General features: G+C 67.1%; 13 protein-coding genes and 2 pseudogenes. 12 read left to right on the top strand and 3 right to left on the bottom strand.

The window, feature by feature from the left end:
- Positions 1 to 214: 214 nt before the first annotated feature.
- From G412_RS0117955 to G412_RS40520, 6 genes and pseudogenes are all read left to right on the top strand, one after another.
- Positions 215 to 1429: an ATP-grasp domain-containing protein gene (locus G412_RS0117955; RefSeq protein WP_167546471.1), complete on the top strand. Its 1215-nt coding sequence runs from the start codon at positions 215 to 217 to the stop codon at positions 1427 to 1429.
- A gap of 31 nt (positions 1430 to 1460) precedes the next feature.
- Entirely contained in the window at positions 1461 to 2684 is a 1224-nt protein-coding gene (locus tag G412_RS34990) for an ATP-grasp domain-containing protein (RefSeq protein ID WP_078607107.1), read from the top strand.
- Positions 2681 to 3934 (top strand): MFS transporter, encoded by a 1254-nt coding sequence (locus tag G412_RS0117945; RefSeq protein ID WP_028813288.1) that lies wholly within the window; start codon positions 2681 to 2683, stop codon positions 3932 to 3934. The genes G412_RS34990 and G412_RS0117945 overlap by 4 nt, the downstream gene beginning before the upstream one ends.
- The gene (locus tag G412_RS0117940; RefSeq protein WP_028813287.1) at positions 3931 to 4932 is read left to right on the top strand and encodes a GNAT family N-acetyltransferase; all 1002 of its coding nucleotides are present in this window, start codon (positions 3931 to 3933) and stop codon (positions 4930 to 4932) included. Before G412_RS0117945 ends, G412_RS0117940 begins: the two co-directional genes overlap by 4 nt.
- 142 nt (positions 4933 to 5074) lie before the next feature.
- On the top strand, positions 5075 to 5320 hold the full coding sequence (locus G412_RS0117935) for a hypothetical protein (RefSeq protein WP_028813286.1): 246 nt from the start codon (positions 5075 to 5077) through the stop codon (positions 5318 to 5320).
- Positions 5321 to 5357: 37 nt separating this feature from the next.
- Positions 5358 to 5532: pseudogene (locus tag G412_RS40520) on the top strand (transposase); the annotation flags it as partial.
- A 194-nt stretch (positions 5533 to 5726) separates the two neighbouring features.
- On the opposite strand, the gene G412_RS0117930 reads toward G412_RS40520, so the two are convergent.
- Entirely contained in the window at positions 5727 to 6638 is a 912-nt protein-coding gene (locus G412_RS0117930; protein ID WP_157839124.1) for a helix-turn-helix domain-containing protein, read from the bottom strand.
- Positions 6635 to 7015, bottom strand: a complete 381-nt coding sequence (locus G412_RS0117925; RefSeq protein ID WP_157839123.1) for a hypothetical protein — start codon at positions 7013 to 7015, stop codon at positions 6635 to 6637. Before G412_RS0117925 ends, G412_RS0117930 begins: the two co-directional genes overlap by 4 nt.
- 1497 nt (positions 7016 to 8512) lie before the next feature.
- On the opposite strand from G412_RS0117925, the gene G412_RS0117920 reads away from it, so the two are divergent.
- On the top strand, positions 8513 to 9034 hold the full coding sequence (locus tag G412_RS0117920; protein ID WP_028813283.1) for a P-loop nucleotide/nucleoside kinase family protein: 522 nt from the start codon (positions 8513 to 8515) through the stop codon (positions 9032 to 9034).
- Positions 9035 to 9487: 453 nt separating this feature from the next.
- Positions 9488 to 10290, top strand: a pseudogene (locus G412_RS38215) (IS5 family transposase).
- Positions 10291 to 12174: 1884 nt separating this feature from the next.
- Here G412_RS38215 and G412_RS34980 read toward each other — a convergent pair.
- Positions 12175 to 12381, bottom strand: coding sequence for a DUF6207 family protein (locus G412_RS34980; RefSeq protein ID WP_244283076.1), 207 nt, complete (start codon positions 12379 to 12381; stop codon positions 12175 to 12177).
- 431 nt (positions 12382 to 12812) lie between these two features.
- Here G412_RS34980 and G412_RS41630 point away from each other — a divergent pair, with 431 nt between their 5' ends.
- The 4 genes from G412_RS41630 (at position 12813) to G412_RS0117885 (ending at position 15916) form a co-directional block, all read left to right on the top strand.
- Positions 12813 to 12944, top strand: a complete 132-nt coding sequence (locus G412_RS41630; RefSeq protein WP_341860591.1) for a hypothetical protein — start codon at positions 12813 to 12815, stop codon at positions 12942 to 12944.
- Between the two features lie 217 nt (positions 12945 to 13161).
- The gene (locus G412_RS0117895; RefSeq protein ID WP_028813282.1) at positions 13162 to 13881 is read left to right on the top strand and encodes a helix-turn-helix transcriptional regulator; all 720 of its coding nucleotides are present in this window, start codon (positions 13162 to 13164) and stop codon (positions 13879 to 13881) included.
- A gap of 18 nt (positions 13882 to 13899) precedes the next feature.
- Positions 13900 to 14565 (top strand): DUF3291 domain-containing protein, encoded by a 666-nt coding sequence (locus G412_RS34975; protein WP_078607105.1) that lies wholly within the window; start codon positions 13900 to 13902, stop codon positions 14563 to 14565.
- Between the two features lie 352 nt (positions 14566 to 14917).
- A complete protein-coding gene (locus G412_RS0117885) occupies positions 14918 to 15916 on the top strand; it encodes an AraC-like ligand-binding domain-containing protein (protein ID WP_244283073.1) in 999 nt (332 codons plus the stop codon).
- The last annotated feature ends 10 nt before the right edge of the window (positions 15917 to 15926 follow it).

The following is a 15926-nucleotide window of genomic DNA, read 5'->3' as shown; positions in this document are numbered from 1 at the left end:
CGTAGCGATCCGACCACGGGACGCTTGTAGGATTCCATGGGCCATGCGCACCAAATGGGCTGTGGTTACTGACCAGTTGATTGGACCTTGCTCCAACAGTGCAGGCTGTGGGGTGAGTTGTTTTCGTCTGTCAGGCCCATAGCCCTTACCCTCACCCCGCGGCTTTGCTGGTGGAATGACAATGGGTGCGGGCCCGCGCGGGCCGGGAGTGCTGGTGATCGAGCCTATGGGGAACGCGGGGCGTTTCCTCGTCGAGGCCGCTGACCGGCTGGGGTTGCGCTTGTACGCGGCCACTCACCAGGACATCTACGACGGCTACCCGGACTGGCTGCGATCAGCCCTCGCGGGAGTCTGCGCGACAGATCTCGCCGATACCCACAAGGCCCTGGAAGACATGGAGGCCTTCTGCCGGCATCGCGCTGTCGCGGGTGTCGCTGCCTGCTTCGAGCTGTTCACCCCGCTCGCCGCGCTGCTCGCCGGGCGGGTCGGCCTGCCGGGTAACGATCCTCTGCTCGCGCGGGCGGCCAGGAATAAGATCTTGATGGGTGAGGCGTTCGCCGCCGCCAAGATCCCCGCCCCCCGCTGGACGGTCGTACACGATGTGGCCGAGGCGCACCAGGTGGCGCGGTCGCACGAGCTGGGCTGGCCGCTGGTGGTGAAGCCCGCGGAGCAGGGCGGCTCGTGGGGTGTGTCCGTGGTGGACGGCCCGGATCAGCTCGCCTGCGCGGTCGGCGCGGCCCAGCAGTACACGCACGCCTACCCACACGGCCTGAAGCTCGACACGCGGGCTCTGGTGCAGGAGTACATCCCCGGCGAGGAGTACTCGTGCGAAACGGTGGTCGCGGACGGGGTGGCCTACCCTCTGCCGGTTGTCAGGAAGGACACCACCGAGGGCCGGTACCGGATCGAGATCGGGCACACCTGCCCCTCCGGTCTGCCTTCGCCGCTCGCAAGGACGGTGCAGCACACCGCGGCGCGGGCAGCGCTCGCCGTCGGCGTGCGCAACGGTATCGCGCACACGGAGGTGAAGATCCCCCCGGGTTCGGAGACGCCGTATGTGATCGAGACCGGCGCCCGCCTGCCGGGGGACAACCTCTGTGAGATCGTCGAGGCCGCGACGGGCGTGAGTGAAGCCGTGGCCTACCTTCAGACCGTGCTCGGCCGGGTCCCCGACACGGTCACCCCCCATACGGACGCGGCGACGATCCGGTTCCTGCTGCCCGAGCGTGGCGGGGTGCTGCGGAAGGTGTCCATCCCGAAAACGCCTGGTACGCACAGCGAGTTGCATCTTCGGCCCGGGGACATGGTGCCGGAGCCGGCGGATTCGGCCTGCCGGATCGGGCACGTGGTCGCCCACGCGGATACGGTTGATCAAGTCCGCAGGCTGGCCGATCAGGTGGCCGCCGGGTCCCGAGTGGAAGTGAGCTGAAAAGGTGCGGAAGATAGCGTTCTTACGGTCGGTGGGCATTCAGCGCGCCGACCCCTACATCCAGCAGGCCGTACGCGGGCTCGCGGCCGACGGGATCGAGGCCGGGCTCTTCTACACCAGCGGCAGTGCCGGTGACAACGACTTCCCCGGGTACCGGGAACGGCTTGATCGGGGCGTGACGCCACGGGAGCTTGCGGGCGCGGTCGCCGACTGGGGAGCGGATGCGGCGGTGTCGATTTCGCTGCCGTGCGACAACGCGCTGCGTGATGCTACGGCCAAGGCGTTCCTGGAGGCCGTCGGCATCCCGACGATCATGACACCCCTCGCAGCGACGATGCTGCTGGTGGACAAGTGGGAGACCAAGCAGCTCTGCGAACAGGCCGGACTGAAGGTGCCTGACGGATTCCGTACCGACTCCGACCTGCTGGCAGGGCGGGGCCTGTCGGTGCCCGGCTACCCGGACGCGCTGCGCGTGCAGGCCGGACAGATCGGCTATCCCCTGATGTCGAAGCCCGTGTGGGACTCGACCAGCATGGGCATCCGTACCCTGCACTCCCTCGCCGATCTGGAGTCCTACCTCGCGTCCCCGCCGGAGGTGTCGACAGTCGTGGAACAGGTCGTCGAAGGCGACCTGTGCAGCGTGGACATCGTGGGGCGGCCCGGCTCCTACCAAGTTCTGCCGTTGTGCTGGACCGGACGCGCCGGGGCGGAGCCGGTGTTCACCTTCGCCGACCTGCGCTGGTGCGGTCCCCGTACGGAAGCAGACGCCGCGTTCGTCGAAGTGGCCCGCACTCTGGTCACCCTGTGCGGGAATCTGGGAGTGTGCGGGTCGGTCAACGTCGATATGGTGTACACCGGCGGCCAGTTCGTGATCCTTGAGATCAACCCGCGCATCGGCGGCGCCACCACTCTGTCGTGCGCAGCGTCGGGCACAAACACCTTTACTTCCCTCGCGCGCATGGCCCGTGGCCTTCCCTTCGCCGCCGGCATGGTGCAACGGGCCGGGTGGGCGATCGAATTCGTCGCCGAGGACCGCATCCCCCCGGAGGTAGTGGCCCAGTTTCGGGAACGCGTTGAGGTGGTCACCGCGCATGAGCTGGTCATCGACGGTGCCTCCCGCGGCGACATCGTCGTGGTCACCCTCGCCCAAGGCGAGGAAGACAAAACCGTGAAAGCCTTGACGGAGCTGCGCCAGGCGACCGGCTTTCCCGCTGCCGATGTCATGGGCAAGATCGCTGCCCTGCTGAGCCCGTGAGCGTAACGACGCCGGCTCGCCCCCGCCCCCGCCCCGCAGACCGCCTTGGCCTGCCCGTACTGCGGGGGCACGGCCTTTTCATCACCGGCAACCTGATCGACTCCGTCGGCAACGGCATGCTCCTGCCGCTGGGGCTGCTGTACTTCACCGACGTACAAGGTCTGCCGCTGGCGCAGGTGGGCGTGGCGGTGTCAGTGGGGCAGGCCATCGCTCTGCCGGTCACGTTCCTCGCCGGACGCCTCATGGACCGCGTGGGGCCGAAACGGGTCGTGGTGTGGGCGAACATCCTCTCCGCCGCGGGGTTCACCCTGTTTCTGCTGGCGGGCGAGCTGTGGCACGTGGCCGGCGCGTACGTGCTGGTGCAGGCCGGGATCAACATGTACTTCACCGCACAACGCACTCTGATCACGCACGTCACCGAACCCGAGGAGCGCCGGGCGTGGTTCGCGTTCACCGGCTCGTTGCGCAACATCGGCCTGGCCGCCGGGTCCGCCGCCGCGGCAGGTGCCCTGGCGGTGTTCGGGAAGGGCTCGCTGTGGTGGATGATCGCGCTTGACGCCGCGACCTACCTGCTGGCCGCCGCCTGCTTCGCCGCCCTCACCACCACTCCACCACAACCGGACGACGCGGCACCAAGTGCGCTGGTGACCCGGTCGGACAACATGCGCCGCTACCTGCTGCTCGTGGCCGCGAACATCCCGTACGTCCTCGCTCAGGCCATCCTCGCTGTGCTTGTCGCCCTCTACACCACCCGCGCCCTGGGGCTTCCCGCGGCGGCGGCGAGTGTGCTGTTCGTCATCAACACCGTCATCGTCTCCGGGTGTTCGACAGCTGTCACCGCGCACCTGGCGCCGAAGATCCCCCGCCGAGCCGTGGCAGCCGGATACCTGATCATGGCGGTGGGGATGGGGGCGTTCGCGCTACCTGCGATGCCCCACCTCGCCTTCACCGCCTGGGCGGCCCTCGTGGTCGCGATAGCGCTGTTCAGCGTGGCGGAAATCCTTCTCGGCCCAGCGTTGAGCGAACTGTCCGTGAGCCTCACCCCCGAGGCGGCCGGGGGCTTCACGCAGGGCCTGTACCAGTTCTCGTGGGCCATCGGCATGGTCGCCGCTCCTGCCCTGTTCACCCTGCTGCTGGAAGCCGGGCCCCTCCTGCCGTGGGGTATCGAAGCCACCCTCTGCCTGATCGCCATGTTGGCCGCGCCCGCCCTCAAAGCCCCCAACCGTCACCGCCGAAGGAAACCCCGGTGATCACGAGCATCGTCGAATCCATCCACGCCGTCCCCGCCGCCGAGTGGGAGCATCTCGCCCGGCCTGCCGGCCTCTACCTCTCCCACCAGTGGCTCGCCGGCGAAGAGGAAGACCCCACCGCCACGTGCGCGTATGCGCTCGTACGGGACCGCAAAGGAAACCTGCTCGCCGCCGCACCCCTCTATCTGGTGCGGGACGAACCGAACGACTACTACCAGCCCGGCACCGTGCTGCCCTCACATCTGCGGCCTCGCGTGATCGCCGGGGCGCGGCGCGGCTACCACAACACCCCGCTCACCGCCCCCGGCCTCGCAACCGGACAGCGAGACGCCTGCCTCATCCTGCTGCGAGACGCCGCACGCCACTTCGCCAAGGGCCACCACACAACGCACTGGTGGCCCTACCTCACCACCCGGGCCACCACCCAGCTCGCCCACTTCTACACCGAACGCCCCGTCTACCTCGAGGACGACGCTCTCATCCCTCTACCCGGCGCGGGCATCGACGACTACATCGCCTCCTTGCCGTCGCAGCGCCGTGTCGGCATACGCCGCGAACGCCGTAACTTCGCCGCGGCCGGGCTCGATGTGCGCCACCAGACGCTCGCGGACTGCTTCCAGGACGCCGGGGTTCTACTCGCCGGACATCAGCAGGACCACGGGCATGACCGGGACGGCATCGACGCGATGACCGGACTGCTGAAGCGGCAGGCGGCGGCCATGGGCAGCGAAGCCCGTGTGGTGGCCGCCTACGACAGGCAGCGGATGATCGGAGTCTGCCTGTACTACCACTACGGGACCACGACGTGGATCCGTGCGGTCGCCATCGACCGGCAGCATCCGGCACCCCACCTGTACTTCAACCTCATGTACTACCTGCCCGTCGAAGACGCCTACGCCCACGGCGCGACCAGCCTGCACGCGGGCATGACGACGATCGAGGCAAAGCGGCGGCGCGGCGCCGCGGTGTCCAGCCTGTACGCGCTGGTCGACCAGTGAGGTACAGCGAATGCACCTCGGCGACCTCGATCGCCGACAACAAGAGCCCGCAACGGCAACGTCCCGGTCCTCTCTACCTCCAAGGACCCAACGACGTGCGCAAGTCACCGCCATCACCCTGATCGGTGCCCGCGCGAGGACCATGCGGGCCGTCCAACGCGCCCAGGTCGTACTGCCACGGAGTATCGGCCTCACCCTGGCACTCATTGCGGGCAAACGCGCCAAACCCAGCTACCTGATCACCGGGGTCGGCGAGGTCTTCTGGGACACCTCCGGCATCCCACTGCTCACCATCGCTACGGCGGGCGTGGTTGCGGCGGCGGCCGCCGCCGGAACGCTGCCTCTCGTCGGTCGGCGCATCGACCCCGAGCTGATTCGCCGCGACTAAAGAGTGTCTCTTCGGTGGACTGGTCAGTTGATCGGAAGTGTCTGATCGGTTGGTGATCACTGATGCAATGTGGGGGCCGGATCGAGCCGCTCATGCCGCCGATCCCGTCGGTGGCGGGGTGGACCGACCACCGCCACACTTTGGAAGCCCTCGCGTGGAAGTACCGCACCTGCTCGCCCTGGCGGAGCTGCGCCGACGAACTCGCCTCGTTCGCCCGGCCCGCACTGACGGACCAGAAGTCCGCTCCGGCCTACGAGGCCCACCCGCGTGACCGAGCAGACGAAGGAGTCCGTAGCGACTTGACGCGTTCCTCAACGCCAGGAAGCGGCCCGTCCGAGGACGGGCCGCTTCGAGCGTCCGGGCGCTTCTCGGCACTGGTGGGTGAAAAGGGTGCCGAGCGACTGCTTCACCTCTTGAGCTGACAGTCCGGAAGCTCACCGGGAGTGAGCTTGGTGAGATAACTGCTGTCGGCTGGTTTGACGAAGCCACCTGGCTTTCCGGCGATACGGACGAAGATCTCGTCCTTGAGCTCCGTCACGCAGTCGACGGGCACCACGGTGTCGGCAGGAAGCTTCCACCGCACGTCTGGACGACCTCGCGCAACGCCGACGTAGACCGGCATGTCCTCATCCGACGCTGCCATGTGTTCGGCGGGCAGCGATTCTGGCTCGACGGGGTACGGCTTGAGCCGGTCAAGCGGCAGAGGTGGAGACGTGGTTGGAGGCGGGGTGGCCGGTTCCGGTTCCGGTCCCTCATCCTGCCCCAGCGTCGGTCCCGTGGTGGGTGTCGTCATGGGCGGGTCCGAGAAGCGGTCTTCTTCGGTCTGCTGCATGCCCAGGAACAGGGATGCGGTCAAGGTGGTCATTGCGACGATGGCCAAGGCCTGCCCCCACGTGCGGCGGCGAGCAATGCGCCTCGCCTCCTCGTGCAGGCATTTGTCGATCCATGCGTCCGTCTTGCCGAGGTCCTGAGCACCGAGCTTCCAGGAGATGCGGAGCTCTTTCACCGGCAGGGTGCCCGGGGTGACTTTGAGCGCCCTGGCGATCGACAGCACGTACTCATACCGGGGGTAGTCCCCGGTTCCCCGCATCAGTTCGGAGACCCGGGACGGCTGCCAGCCCGCTGCGAGACTCCTGACGGTCATCCCGCTCTCCAGATAGGCGGTGCGGATCGGAACGAGCCATGCGCGGTGGTTCTCTTTGACCGCAGGACTGATCCCCCCGGGCTTCGGGCCGCGCTTGTTGGGCTGCGCACCCGGCCTCCGAGGACGACGGGGCACTCTCTTCGGTTTCGGCGCCGATTCGGGTGCGGTACTCATGCGACGTGCTCTTCGCTCTCGTCTTGGCCGTCCTCACCCCGAATGTTCGCTTCCGCTTCACCGGTATGGCTGCTCGTCGGCACCGCCACACCGGGCTCAGCCTGAACACGCCCCGCAGTCGGGGGACCATTGAACGCCTGAACGAGCTGCTGAACGCCCAGGATGATCGCGGCAATCAGGGTGGTGATCGCGGCCGCCGACTGGCCCATGTTGAGCATGACCAGCGTCAGGCCGGCGAGCGCTGCCAGCGATGCGGTGATGACGATCATCCGGTAACGGGAAGTCACGGGTGCCTCCAGCGGTGCTGCGATCTCGTGGGATGTCCGGAAGAAGGGGAACCCTTCGACGCTTGCCGGCGTCGAATGCAGAGGGCTCACGAAACCAGCATCCCCGGCAGGGAGTTGCGGGGAAATGGCCGAAGGGGAAAGTGGAACATTCCCACGCCAACAGCCTGTACCTGTCAGCGCAGCTCAGTGAGGCTTTTTGCCTTCAATGTTCCAGATTCTCTTGCGTTCTTGGTACGAAGGCCCGTCAATGGAAGTGCGTCCCTGAGTCACGGGGCCGTCGTGGTCTCCATGTCCGGAAGGCAGCGACCTCAGCCTCCTCGTTGCCGCGAGGGGGCTCTTCCGTCTCGTGCACAAACAAGGCCCTGCCGGGATGCCCGGCGGGGCCTGAGTTGCGGAGTTGCCGCCCCTGGAACGCTCATATGTCGACCGGTCTCCTGGCCTGTCGTGGCGCCACACGCCCCAGACGATGTCGAGGACGCGGACATGCCCGAGTCGACGGTTGTCCCGCCTCGCGCTGGACGCGTGCAATGGGGGCGCGCACAACATCGTCAGCCGCGGTCCCGTCGCGTAGTTTGTCGAGGAGGCGCACCAAGCTGTGCCCAGACAGAACGATCTTCTGCATTCCGTTGTCGTGTTTGGTGATACGGGACTTCGGCAAGTTCGGGTCCTCGGTGAACTGCTCGACCTCGTGCCGGCCCAGGCACCAGACGTAGAAGTCAACGGTGCTTTGAGTCCAATGGGGCCTCCAGATGCCGTAGGCCTCGGTGGCCATGAAGGTCCAGGTGTTTTCATGGCAGACCAGCGTCAGATAGGAGATCCGGGCGGCGGACTTGAGGTTACGTTGTGCTCGCTCAGGTCGACGGCGTTGTCCTGGGACTTTGTGTCGTGCGGCTCGGTCCTCTTCCCGCCACCGCTTCTCCTGCTCCCACCGTTCGTTCCGGATACGCCGCTTCAACTCCTGGCCGGCCTGTATTCCGCACGCCATGTCTTCAGCGCACGCACACTCTTTTTCGCCCAGCATGAACGTGGACCAGGAACTCACCGGCGACGATTCGCAAGTCAGGCGTACTGACGGTGGCCAGGCCGAGAGCGTGGCAGGCGCCGTGTCCACTGCCGTCACCTCGGTACGCCAACAGCTGTTCCGAGTACATGCGGGGCTACCAGCCGTTGACAAAGAGCCAGCCGAACAACGCCCTTGACCGTCCAGCCGCCAGGGGGGAGCGGCTGCGGAAGCGTGCTGAAACAGCTGAAGACGAGACCCACGGTGGGCTGCCCCGCCGGGTCTACCGCCCCCGGCGCCCATCCCGCCATCCGGGGCGCAGATCGGCTCTCAGCGCCCCGCACAAGACGGCGGCCGACGAGCGAATGACCTGAGCGTGGAATTCACCGACATCGACTACTCCTGAACCCCAAGCACCGGCTACCGCCGATGCGCCCTTGAGCCGAAGCACGTTAGTTGGCACTTGGGCAGGCTTGTTGTCACCGACTGGGCGACATGCCCAGTCGGTGCGACTTTTCGAGACAGGCGACAGGTGATCTTGGCGGTTGAGACCAACTGCGCCCCATACGGCGCTAGCGTCGTATCCCGTGATCGTATGGCTCAACGGCACCCATGGCGCAGGCAAGACGACGACCAGTGCACTCGTGCAGCAGATGATCCCGGATTCACGGGTGTTCGACGCCGAGAAGGTCGGCGAGACGCTCATGGACATCAAGCCGGGGCTGCCCTGGACGGGCAACTTCCAGCACTGGCCGCCGTGGCGGCCGCTCGTAGTCGAGACCGCCCGTCGCGTACTCGACTACACCGGTGGCACTCTGGTGATGCCCATGACTGTCCTGGTCGAGCAGTACTGGCGCGAGATCAGCACGGGCCTCGCCCAACATGCCATTCCGGTACGGCACTTCGTCCTCCACGCTGACCAAGACACCCTCCGCGGGCGCATTGAGGGGGACACTCTTCTTGGTCCCTCCCCATTCCGCCTCAAATACCTTGAGCCCTACGCCCAGGCGGCCCGCACGTGGCTACACCGCGAGGCCGAGGTCGTCGACACCACGCACCTCACGCCCGCCCAAACCGCCCTGCAGATCGCAGAGGCCGTCAAGAGTTAAGGTCTGTCCTCCACGCGAAAACAGGCGCAGGTGACATCAACAACCTTGTGGGGTCAAGACTGCGAACAGTCTCAACCAGCCAGGGCCGCGGTGGCACCCGACCCTGTGCGACTCGTGCGAGACGCAGGCCGTCGCCGCCGACCAGCAGGCCGCCGACCAGCAGGCCGACGACGAGCGCCGGGAGCAGGACGAGGTACCCGAGCAGAAGACTGGCTGGCTCTCGCGCCCACGGACCTGACCTGGGCAAGCCTCCCCCCGGCGGCGCGGCAGCCCAAGGCGACCCGACCCTGGGCAAGCCCGCGTTGTCGGTGGCGGCTGGGCGGCTGAAGCGCTTGGGGGGCCACCCGGGTTAAGAGGCCGCGCAGATGGGCACGGCGGTGGTGGCCCGGTAGCCAAGCAGGCACAGGTCTTGGCGATCATAGAGTTGCGACGCTCTGTGATCACCGGGAACCTGTGCCTGTACTTCCATCATGGCTGACCGACCACTCTGAGACCAATTCGCCGCCCTGTTGCCTGAGCGATCGACGTACGCACCGACGCATCCGCTGGGCTACCACCGCCCACGCATCAGCGACCGGATCGTCTTCGACAAGATGCTGCAGCTCCTGCGATTCGGCTGTCCTACCAGGCGATCGCCGACACGACCTGCTCGGCCACCACGATCCGCAACCGTCGCGACGAGTGGATCCGGCCCGGCGTCTTCGCCAAACTCAAGCAAATCACCCTGGAGTCCTACGACCGGATCGTCGGCCTCGTCCTCGACCAGATCACCGTAGACCGCTCCATCACCAAAGTCCCCGGCGGCGGAGAGGTCACAGGGCGCTTACCGGTCGACCGCGGCCAACAGGGCTGAAACGCTCGGGCGTGACGGACGGCTACGGAACCCCGCTGGGGCGCCTACTTGCCGGAGCGAACCGCCACGACTCCCCGCTGCTCGCCCCGACCCTGGACCGCCTGGACCGCTGCCCGACGACATCACCGCGCACCTGGACGTCGGCTACGACTCGGACAAGACCCGCGCCGAACTCACCGCGCTCGGCCTGCACGGCCGCATCGCGCACAAGGGCGAGAAGGCGCCCATCCAGGCAAGCCAGAGGTGGCACGTCGAACGGACCCACGCCTGGCAGAACGGCTTTCACCGCATCGCTCGCTGCTACGAACGCCGAGCCACCGTCATTAATGCCTTCTTCGACCTCGCCGACACCATCATCACCGTCCGCAGCCTGATCCGCCGAGCGTGGACCACTCACCGCTGAGAGGACCGTCCCCGCCGCCGCCCGTGACGGACCACCATCCGCGCCGGCTCCAAGCCAGTGTGCGCGAGAAGTGATCGGCGGGAGCGGGCTCAAAACGGGCCCTTCACCGGCCACCGTGCCCGCGCCTACTCCTTCGGGGAGCTTCGCAGTGGTCCATGGGCCGTACCAGTCCAGCCAGGCGGCCAGACCTGGCTGGTAACTTGACCCCATGACGGTGGCATTGATCGACTCAGGACTTGGCCTCCTCACTCCGTGTGCCTGTGGTCGGAACCGTGCCCGCCGTGAAATCGGCCGCGGCAACCGGCCAAGGCATCGCCGTGTGGGCAACCGTCCGGACCACGTCGAGTGACTACACGGATCGCCTGATGGCGGACTAGCGACTCCGTGGTGCTGGGATGCACGTACTATCCCCTGGTGGCGCCAGAGATCCTGCAGAGCCTGCCCGCCGGAACCACCCTGTACGACAGCGCGGAGGCGGTCGCTCGCTAAACACTGCGGCGATTGGACCGAACCAGGGAATTGCACAGCACCAAGGGTTCCATCGACGTGGTACTCAGCGGTCGCCGCGGAAACCTCCCGGCAGGCGCCCACGCCCACCCAGTCGGCCGCGCCCTTGCCGCAGCAGGGCGGCTACCCGCGAAATTCTCATCTCCGCCGCAACTCGCTCCCCGATAGCTGCACCGGCGATCTGAGCAAGCCCCAGATCCTCTGCACCTTCTCGGCCAGGCGTACAGCCACGTTCGAGGCAGACCTCGGGTGGTCATAGAGCGTGGCAACTACGCGATTGCCAGGGCCTGTGCCTATCTCGCGACAGGGCTCCTCACCGCACCTATCTGCGCGATCTCTAAGCCCATCCCTCCCCGCGCCAGTACGCCGGCCCTCCGCCGCTGTGCCATCTTGCCGAAGGTGTCGGCACAGGTGAGTACCAAGTGCTCTGACCGTCACGCGGTCCCGGATTGACGAGTCGCTCCTGGCTCCATCGTGCTTTAGTTCGCTTCGATTATGATCATCAGACTTCTGGGTCGCCACGTACACCGGCAGGAGGCGTTACGCGTGACGGTTCCGGGGTGCGGGGGTGTCGCCACAGGACCGGTGGACGAGCCTCGACTTCGGGTCGGTAAGGCACCAGATGTGAGTATCACCAGGTAAAGAACGACCGTTCGGCTGAGGGGAAGTGTCTTGCGAGAAAAATTGGGCACGTCATAGGTCTCGCCACCGCTGCCATGGGACTCTCCCTGCTGACAGCCAGCCCCGCTGCCGCTTCCATTAACTGGGAGCCGGTAGACACGAACTCCACGTGGAAGTGCGGGCCGACCAAGCAGCACACGGCGGTACCGGGCGTCGGCTTTCAAGCCTGTATGGTTTTTGGAACGGGTAGCAAGAGCACGTGGGCCGCAGGCTGGCTTGTCGTCACGAACAACAGTGGCAAAGCCATCTCGCTGGAAGGCACCGTCAAGCAGACGTGGGACGACGGCCTGCTCACTCCTTGTGAGACCTCTGTCCTCAACTCGGGCTTCACTCGCGGCTGCCCCTCATCGCAGCGTAAGATCGAGTGCGGCCGGAACACTGTCTACGGTGACCTCAGGGTAAACGGCGTGTGGAACCGGTCGGCATCCAAGCATCACGACTGGAACCCGTCGATTGGTGCTCTGTGCCTTTAGGTACCGGGCACTTGCCACGTTCAGTTGGTAGGTCAGCGGCTGCGGATGCCTAGCTCGCCGACGTGTGTTCGCCTCGGGCGCAGACTCGCGCGACTGAATGACTATCAGCTGCTGCCGGCGTTTCCACACCGGCGGACGGGCCCGGCTTGAGGCCCCGCGGCAGCAACGGCTCAAGCCGGGCCCACTAGCCGTTCGTCAGATCCCCACGTCCCACAGAACGTGATCAGACACGACCAAGATTTGACTTCACAACAGACCCTAGTCCGTGGTGCCGGGGGCGCCGGATGTCCGCGTACACCCGTGCCGTGCCCCTGGCCTCTCCCGGCGTACGCCATACCGGGGTGATGCCGGAGGTGGCCCACTGCTGCTGGAGGCCGTCCACCATCTCACGGATGGTGTCCTCGTCGGCGGCGGTGACGTCCAGGACCACCAGCCGGGTTCGGTGATGTGCTGCTCGTTGCTGCGCATGCTCCTTGCGACGACACAGCGTGGCCTGCGGTTCGTCGGCGGCCGCGCGACCGCTCGGGCGAGTGATCGCCGTAGGAATGCTGCCCGCTGGCGGTCGCGTCGGTCCAGCCGGACCCGTAGACAGGGAGCACAGGCTGCGGTCCGATGACAGGACCGGACCTTACGGCTGCTGCCTCTCTCGCCGAGGCCCGCGCGACCCCGAGCGTGCGGGCCCCGGCGAAATCCCGGCAGGGTGCTGCCCGCGTCCCATCCCGGTCGCATCGCCGTCGTAGACAGGAGCCATGAGCGAGGAGAAGATCGCCGCGTCCACCGACGTCGTGCCCACCGGACGCAGCACCGCGGCGCAGATGCTGCGCGTCGCTACATCCAGCGCGATGCTGATCTCATGAAGTCGTGCTGGCCTGGCACTGTGCGGACATCCCCTTCGCCTTCGGCAACCTCGACGACCGCATGACCTTCCTCATCGGCGGCCCACCCACCGGCGCAGAAGACCAGGGACTGGCACGCCGCATGGTGCGGGCATGAGCCGCTGACACCGAAAACCGGGGCCTGGCCATCGGTCGACAACTCCTTCACCCAGGCCCAAAACGGGAGGCCCGACAACGCCTGCACCGACGACCCGTCCGCGGCTCTCCGTGCCCTGCAGACCAAGGCCGAGCTTCCGCTGCTGTGTCCGTGAACCGGGAACCATCCCGGCATAGGAATGCTATTTCCAACCTGTGTTGCTCTTAGAATTGGCCGGGTGGAGGACATTGACGCGATTGCGGTGTTGCGGGATCCGGTGCGGCGCCGCCTGTATGAGTACGTGGCGGCGCAGGGCCGTGAGGTCAGCCGCAACGAGGCCGCCGAGGCAGCCGGAGTGGCGCGCACGCTCGCTGCGCACCATCTCGACAAACTGACTGACGCCGGCCTGTTGGAATGCGGTAGCCGCCGCCTGACGGGCCGCTCGGGGCCGGGGGCGGGCCGTCCGGCCAAGGTGTACACGCGGGCGCGGGACGAGCGGTCGGTGTCACTGCCCGCCCGCGACTATCGCACCGCCGCCGAACTGCTCGCCGAGGCTGCCGAGCAGGCCGGACTGGACGCCGGGCTGTGTGCGGCCGCGTACCGCCGGGGTGAGGCGCTGCGCGGCACGTCGGCGCCCTGCGGCGGTCTCGAAGAGGCCATGGAGGTGCTGGCCGCCCGCGGCTATGAACCGCACGTGGAAAGGGTCGCGGGCGTCCGGGATGCCGAGGCTGTCGAGGAGGCGACCGGGGTGGCGGCACGCGTCGTCCGTATGCGCAACTGCCCTTTCCACGCTGTCGCCGAGCGCTTCCCGCCGCTCGTGTGCGGTATGAATCTCGCGCTGTTGGAGGGGCTGCTCGGTGCGGACGGTCCGCTGCGCGCCCGCATGGACCCCCGGCCGGGGGAGTGCTGCGTGGTGGTCGAGACTTCTAAAACAATGGATGTTGACATAGAAAAGTGACCATGCTGGGATGAGGCCATGACCGCATCCGCGCATGCCGCTCACCTTGCCCAGCTCAACGTCGCCACGCTCCGCCACCCCCTCGACGACCCGCGCATGGCGCCGTTCGTCGAGTTGCTCGATCCGGTCAACGCCGCCGCCGACGGTTCGCCCGGCTTCGTGTGGCGGCTCGCGGAGGACGGGGCGGCCGACGCCACCGGCCTGCGCCCGGCCGGTGAGAACGTCATCGTCAACCTGACGGTGTGGGAGACACCGGAGGCCCTGTGGGACTTCAGCTACCGCAGCGGGCACCTGGAGGTGATGCGGCGGCGCCGCGAATGGTTCCAACGGCACGTCGAGGCGCATCTGGTGCTCTGGTGGGTCCCCGCCGGGCACCTTCCGACCGTCGGCGAGGCTCTGGAACGGCTGGCGGACCTGCGGGCGCATGGGCCGTCCCCGCGCGCGTTCACCTTCGCCTCCTCCTACACCTCAGCCGAGGCCACCCAGCACTTTGCGGCCGTGGCACAGGTGCAGCCCGAGCAGGCGGCTCTGAGCGCGCGGGCGACGTTGGCCGGGGACGCGGCCGCGGTGCAGGGGAGGGATGCTCGGAGCAGCAGGGGCGGCGGCACTGGATTGGAGTCATCCTCTACGACCGGGATGGCGCCTGCGAACGGGGGAGCCCTTCCCCGGCGAGCCACACGCTGAACCCGCCCGCTCCGGAATCCGGGGCGAGCCCAGGCGTGTGCCCGCGCCCCGCAGGCCGGCTGACAGCGCACCTGGCCAACTACGGCGCTCAGTGGCTGCCCAGTGGAGCAGTCAACACCGCTCCGACAGGCCGGAAGGCCAACGCCTGCGGTATTTGACGCTCTGGCCGGTGTTGTTCAATGCGGGTGCATCCCTCGTGCTGGCCGTGGTGCGTGGACGGTTGAAGTGCACTGGGTGAACGTCGGCGGCCCGGGTCTCCTGTCTGGCCTGCCAAAGCAGCAAGGGCCAGTCTGTGGTCACGCCGGAGTAAGGGGGATTGTTCGTGGGATGGTCAGGTGCATCGGCTGCGGCCGTGCCGACAGGGGACAGGTTCGAATGGTTTTGCGAGACGGTTTCCAGCGAGTTGATGCCCGTCACGCTCAGCACGAAGCATGCGACAGACTTCGCGGCCGAGATCAGTGACCTGGCACTCGGCCCTGTTCGGGTCTCCAGGTTCGACTTCACACCGGTGTGGTCACGACGCACAGCGGCCCATGTCCGCCGAGGTGATCCCGAGCAGTACCAGCTGGCATGGGTGACTGCAGGCGCCTTCCGTATCTCCCAGTGCGGCAAGGAGTCTGTGGTCTCGAAGGACTTGGTGTTGACGAACACGTCCCGCCCGATGGAGAACTGCGGTGTCTCCGATGACGGACGCGTCCAAGCTGTCGTGCTGCAGATACCACGCGCTGCCATGCCCCTGCGGTCGGGCAGGTTGGACCGCCTCCTCGCGCAGCGCATACCCGCCGGCCGGGGAACAGCGGCGGTCCTCACCGACTTTCTCAGCACGTTGCTCGACCACGGCCCGCAGTGCGGGCCCGAGGAACTGCACCGCATGGGGACCATCACGCTCGACCTGGCCGCCGCCTGCCTGGCCCAGCAGGCAGGGGCCATGACCGAGGCCCCGGCCGAGGCCCGCGCCCAGATGATGCTGCAGCGGATCACCGCCTTCATCGAGCACAACCTCAGTGACCCAGACCTTACGCCCCAGGCGGTCGCCGACCGGCACAACATCTCCCTGCGCACCCTTTACGGCCTCTTCCGCGAGCAGCCCTTCACCGTCGCCGCATCCATTCGCCGACGCAGGCTCGAACGCTGCCGCGCCGACCTGACGAACCGAGACCTGAGCAGCCAGCCCGTTCAGGCCATCGCGGCCCGCTGGGGCTTTTCCAGCGCCAGCGCCTTCACCCGCGCCTTCCGCGACGCCTACGGCATCACGCCAACTGAGCACCGCACGAACGAAATACACCGGGATGCAGGGAATGTTGAGAAGTCCTGCACTGTGCGCACACCGCCGCGTGTCGCACAGCCTTAAATTCAGTGTC

Origin of the sequence: Streptomyces flavidovirens DSM 40150 (assembly GCF_000429085.1) — a bacterium.
Classification (GTDB): Bacteria; Actinomycetota; Actinomycetes; order Streptomycetales; family Streptomycetaceae; genus Streptomyces; species Streptomyces flavidovirens.
This window is presented reverse-complemented; position numbering and strand designations above follow the sequence as displayed.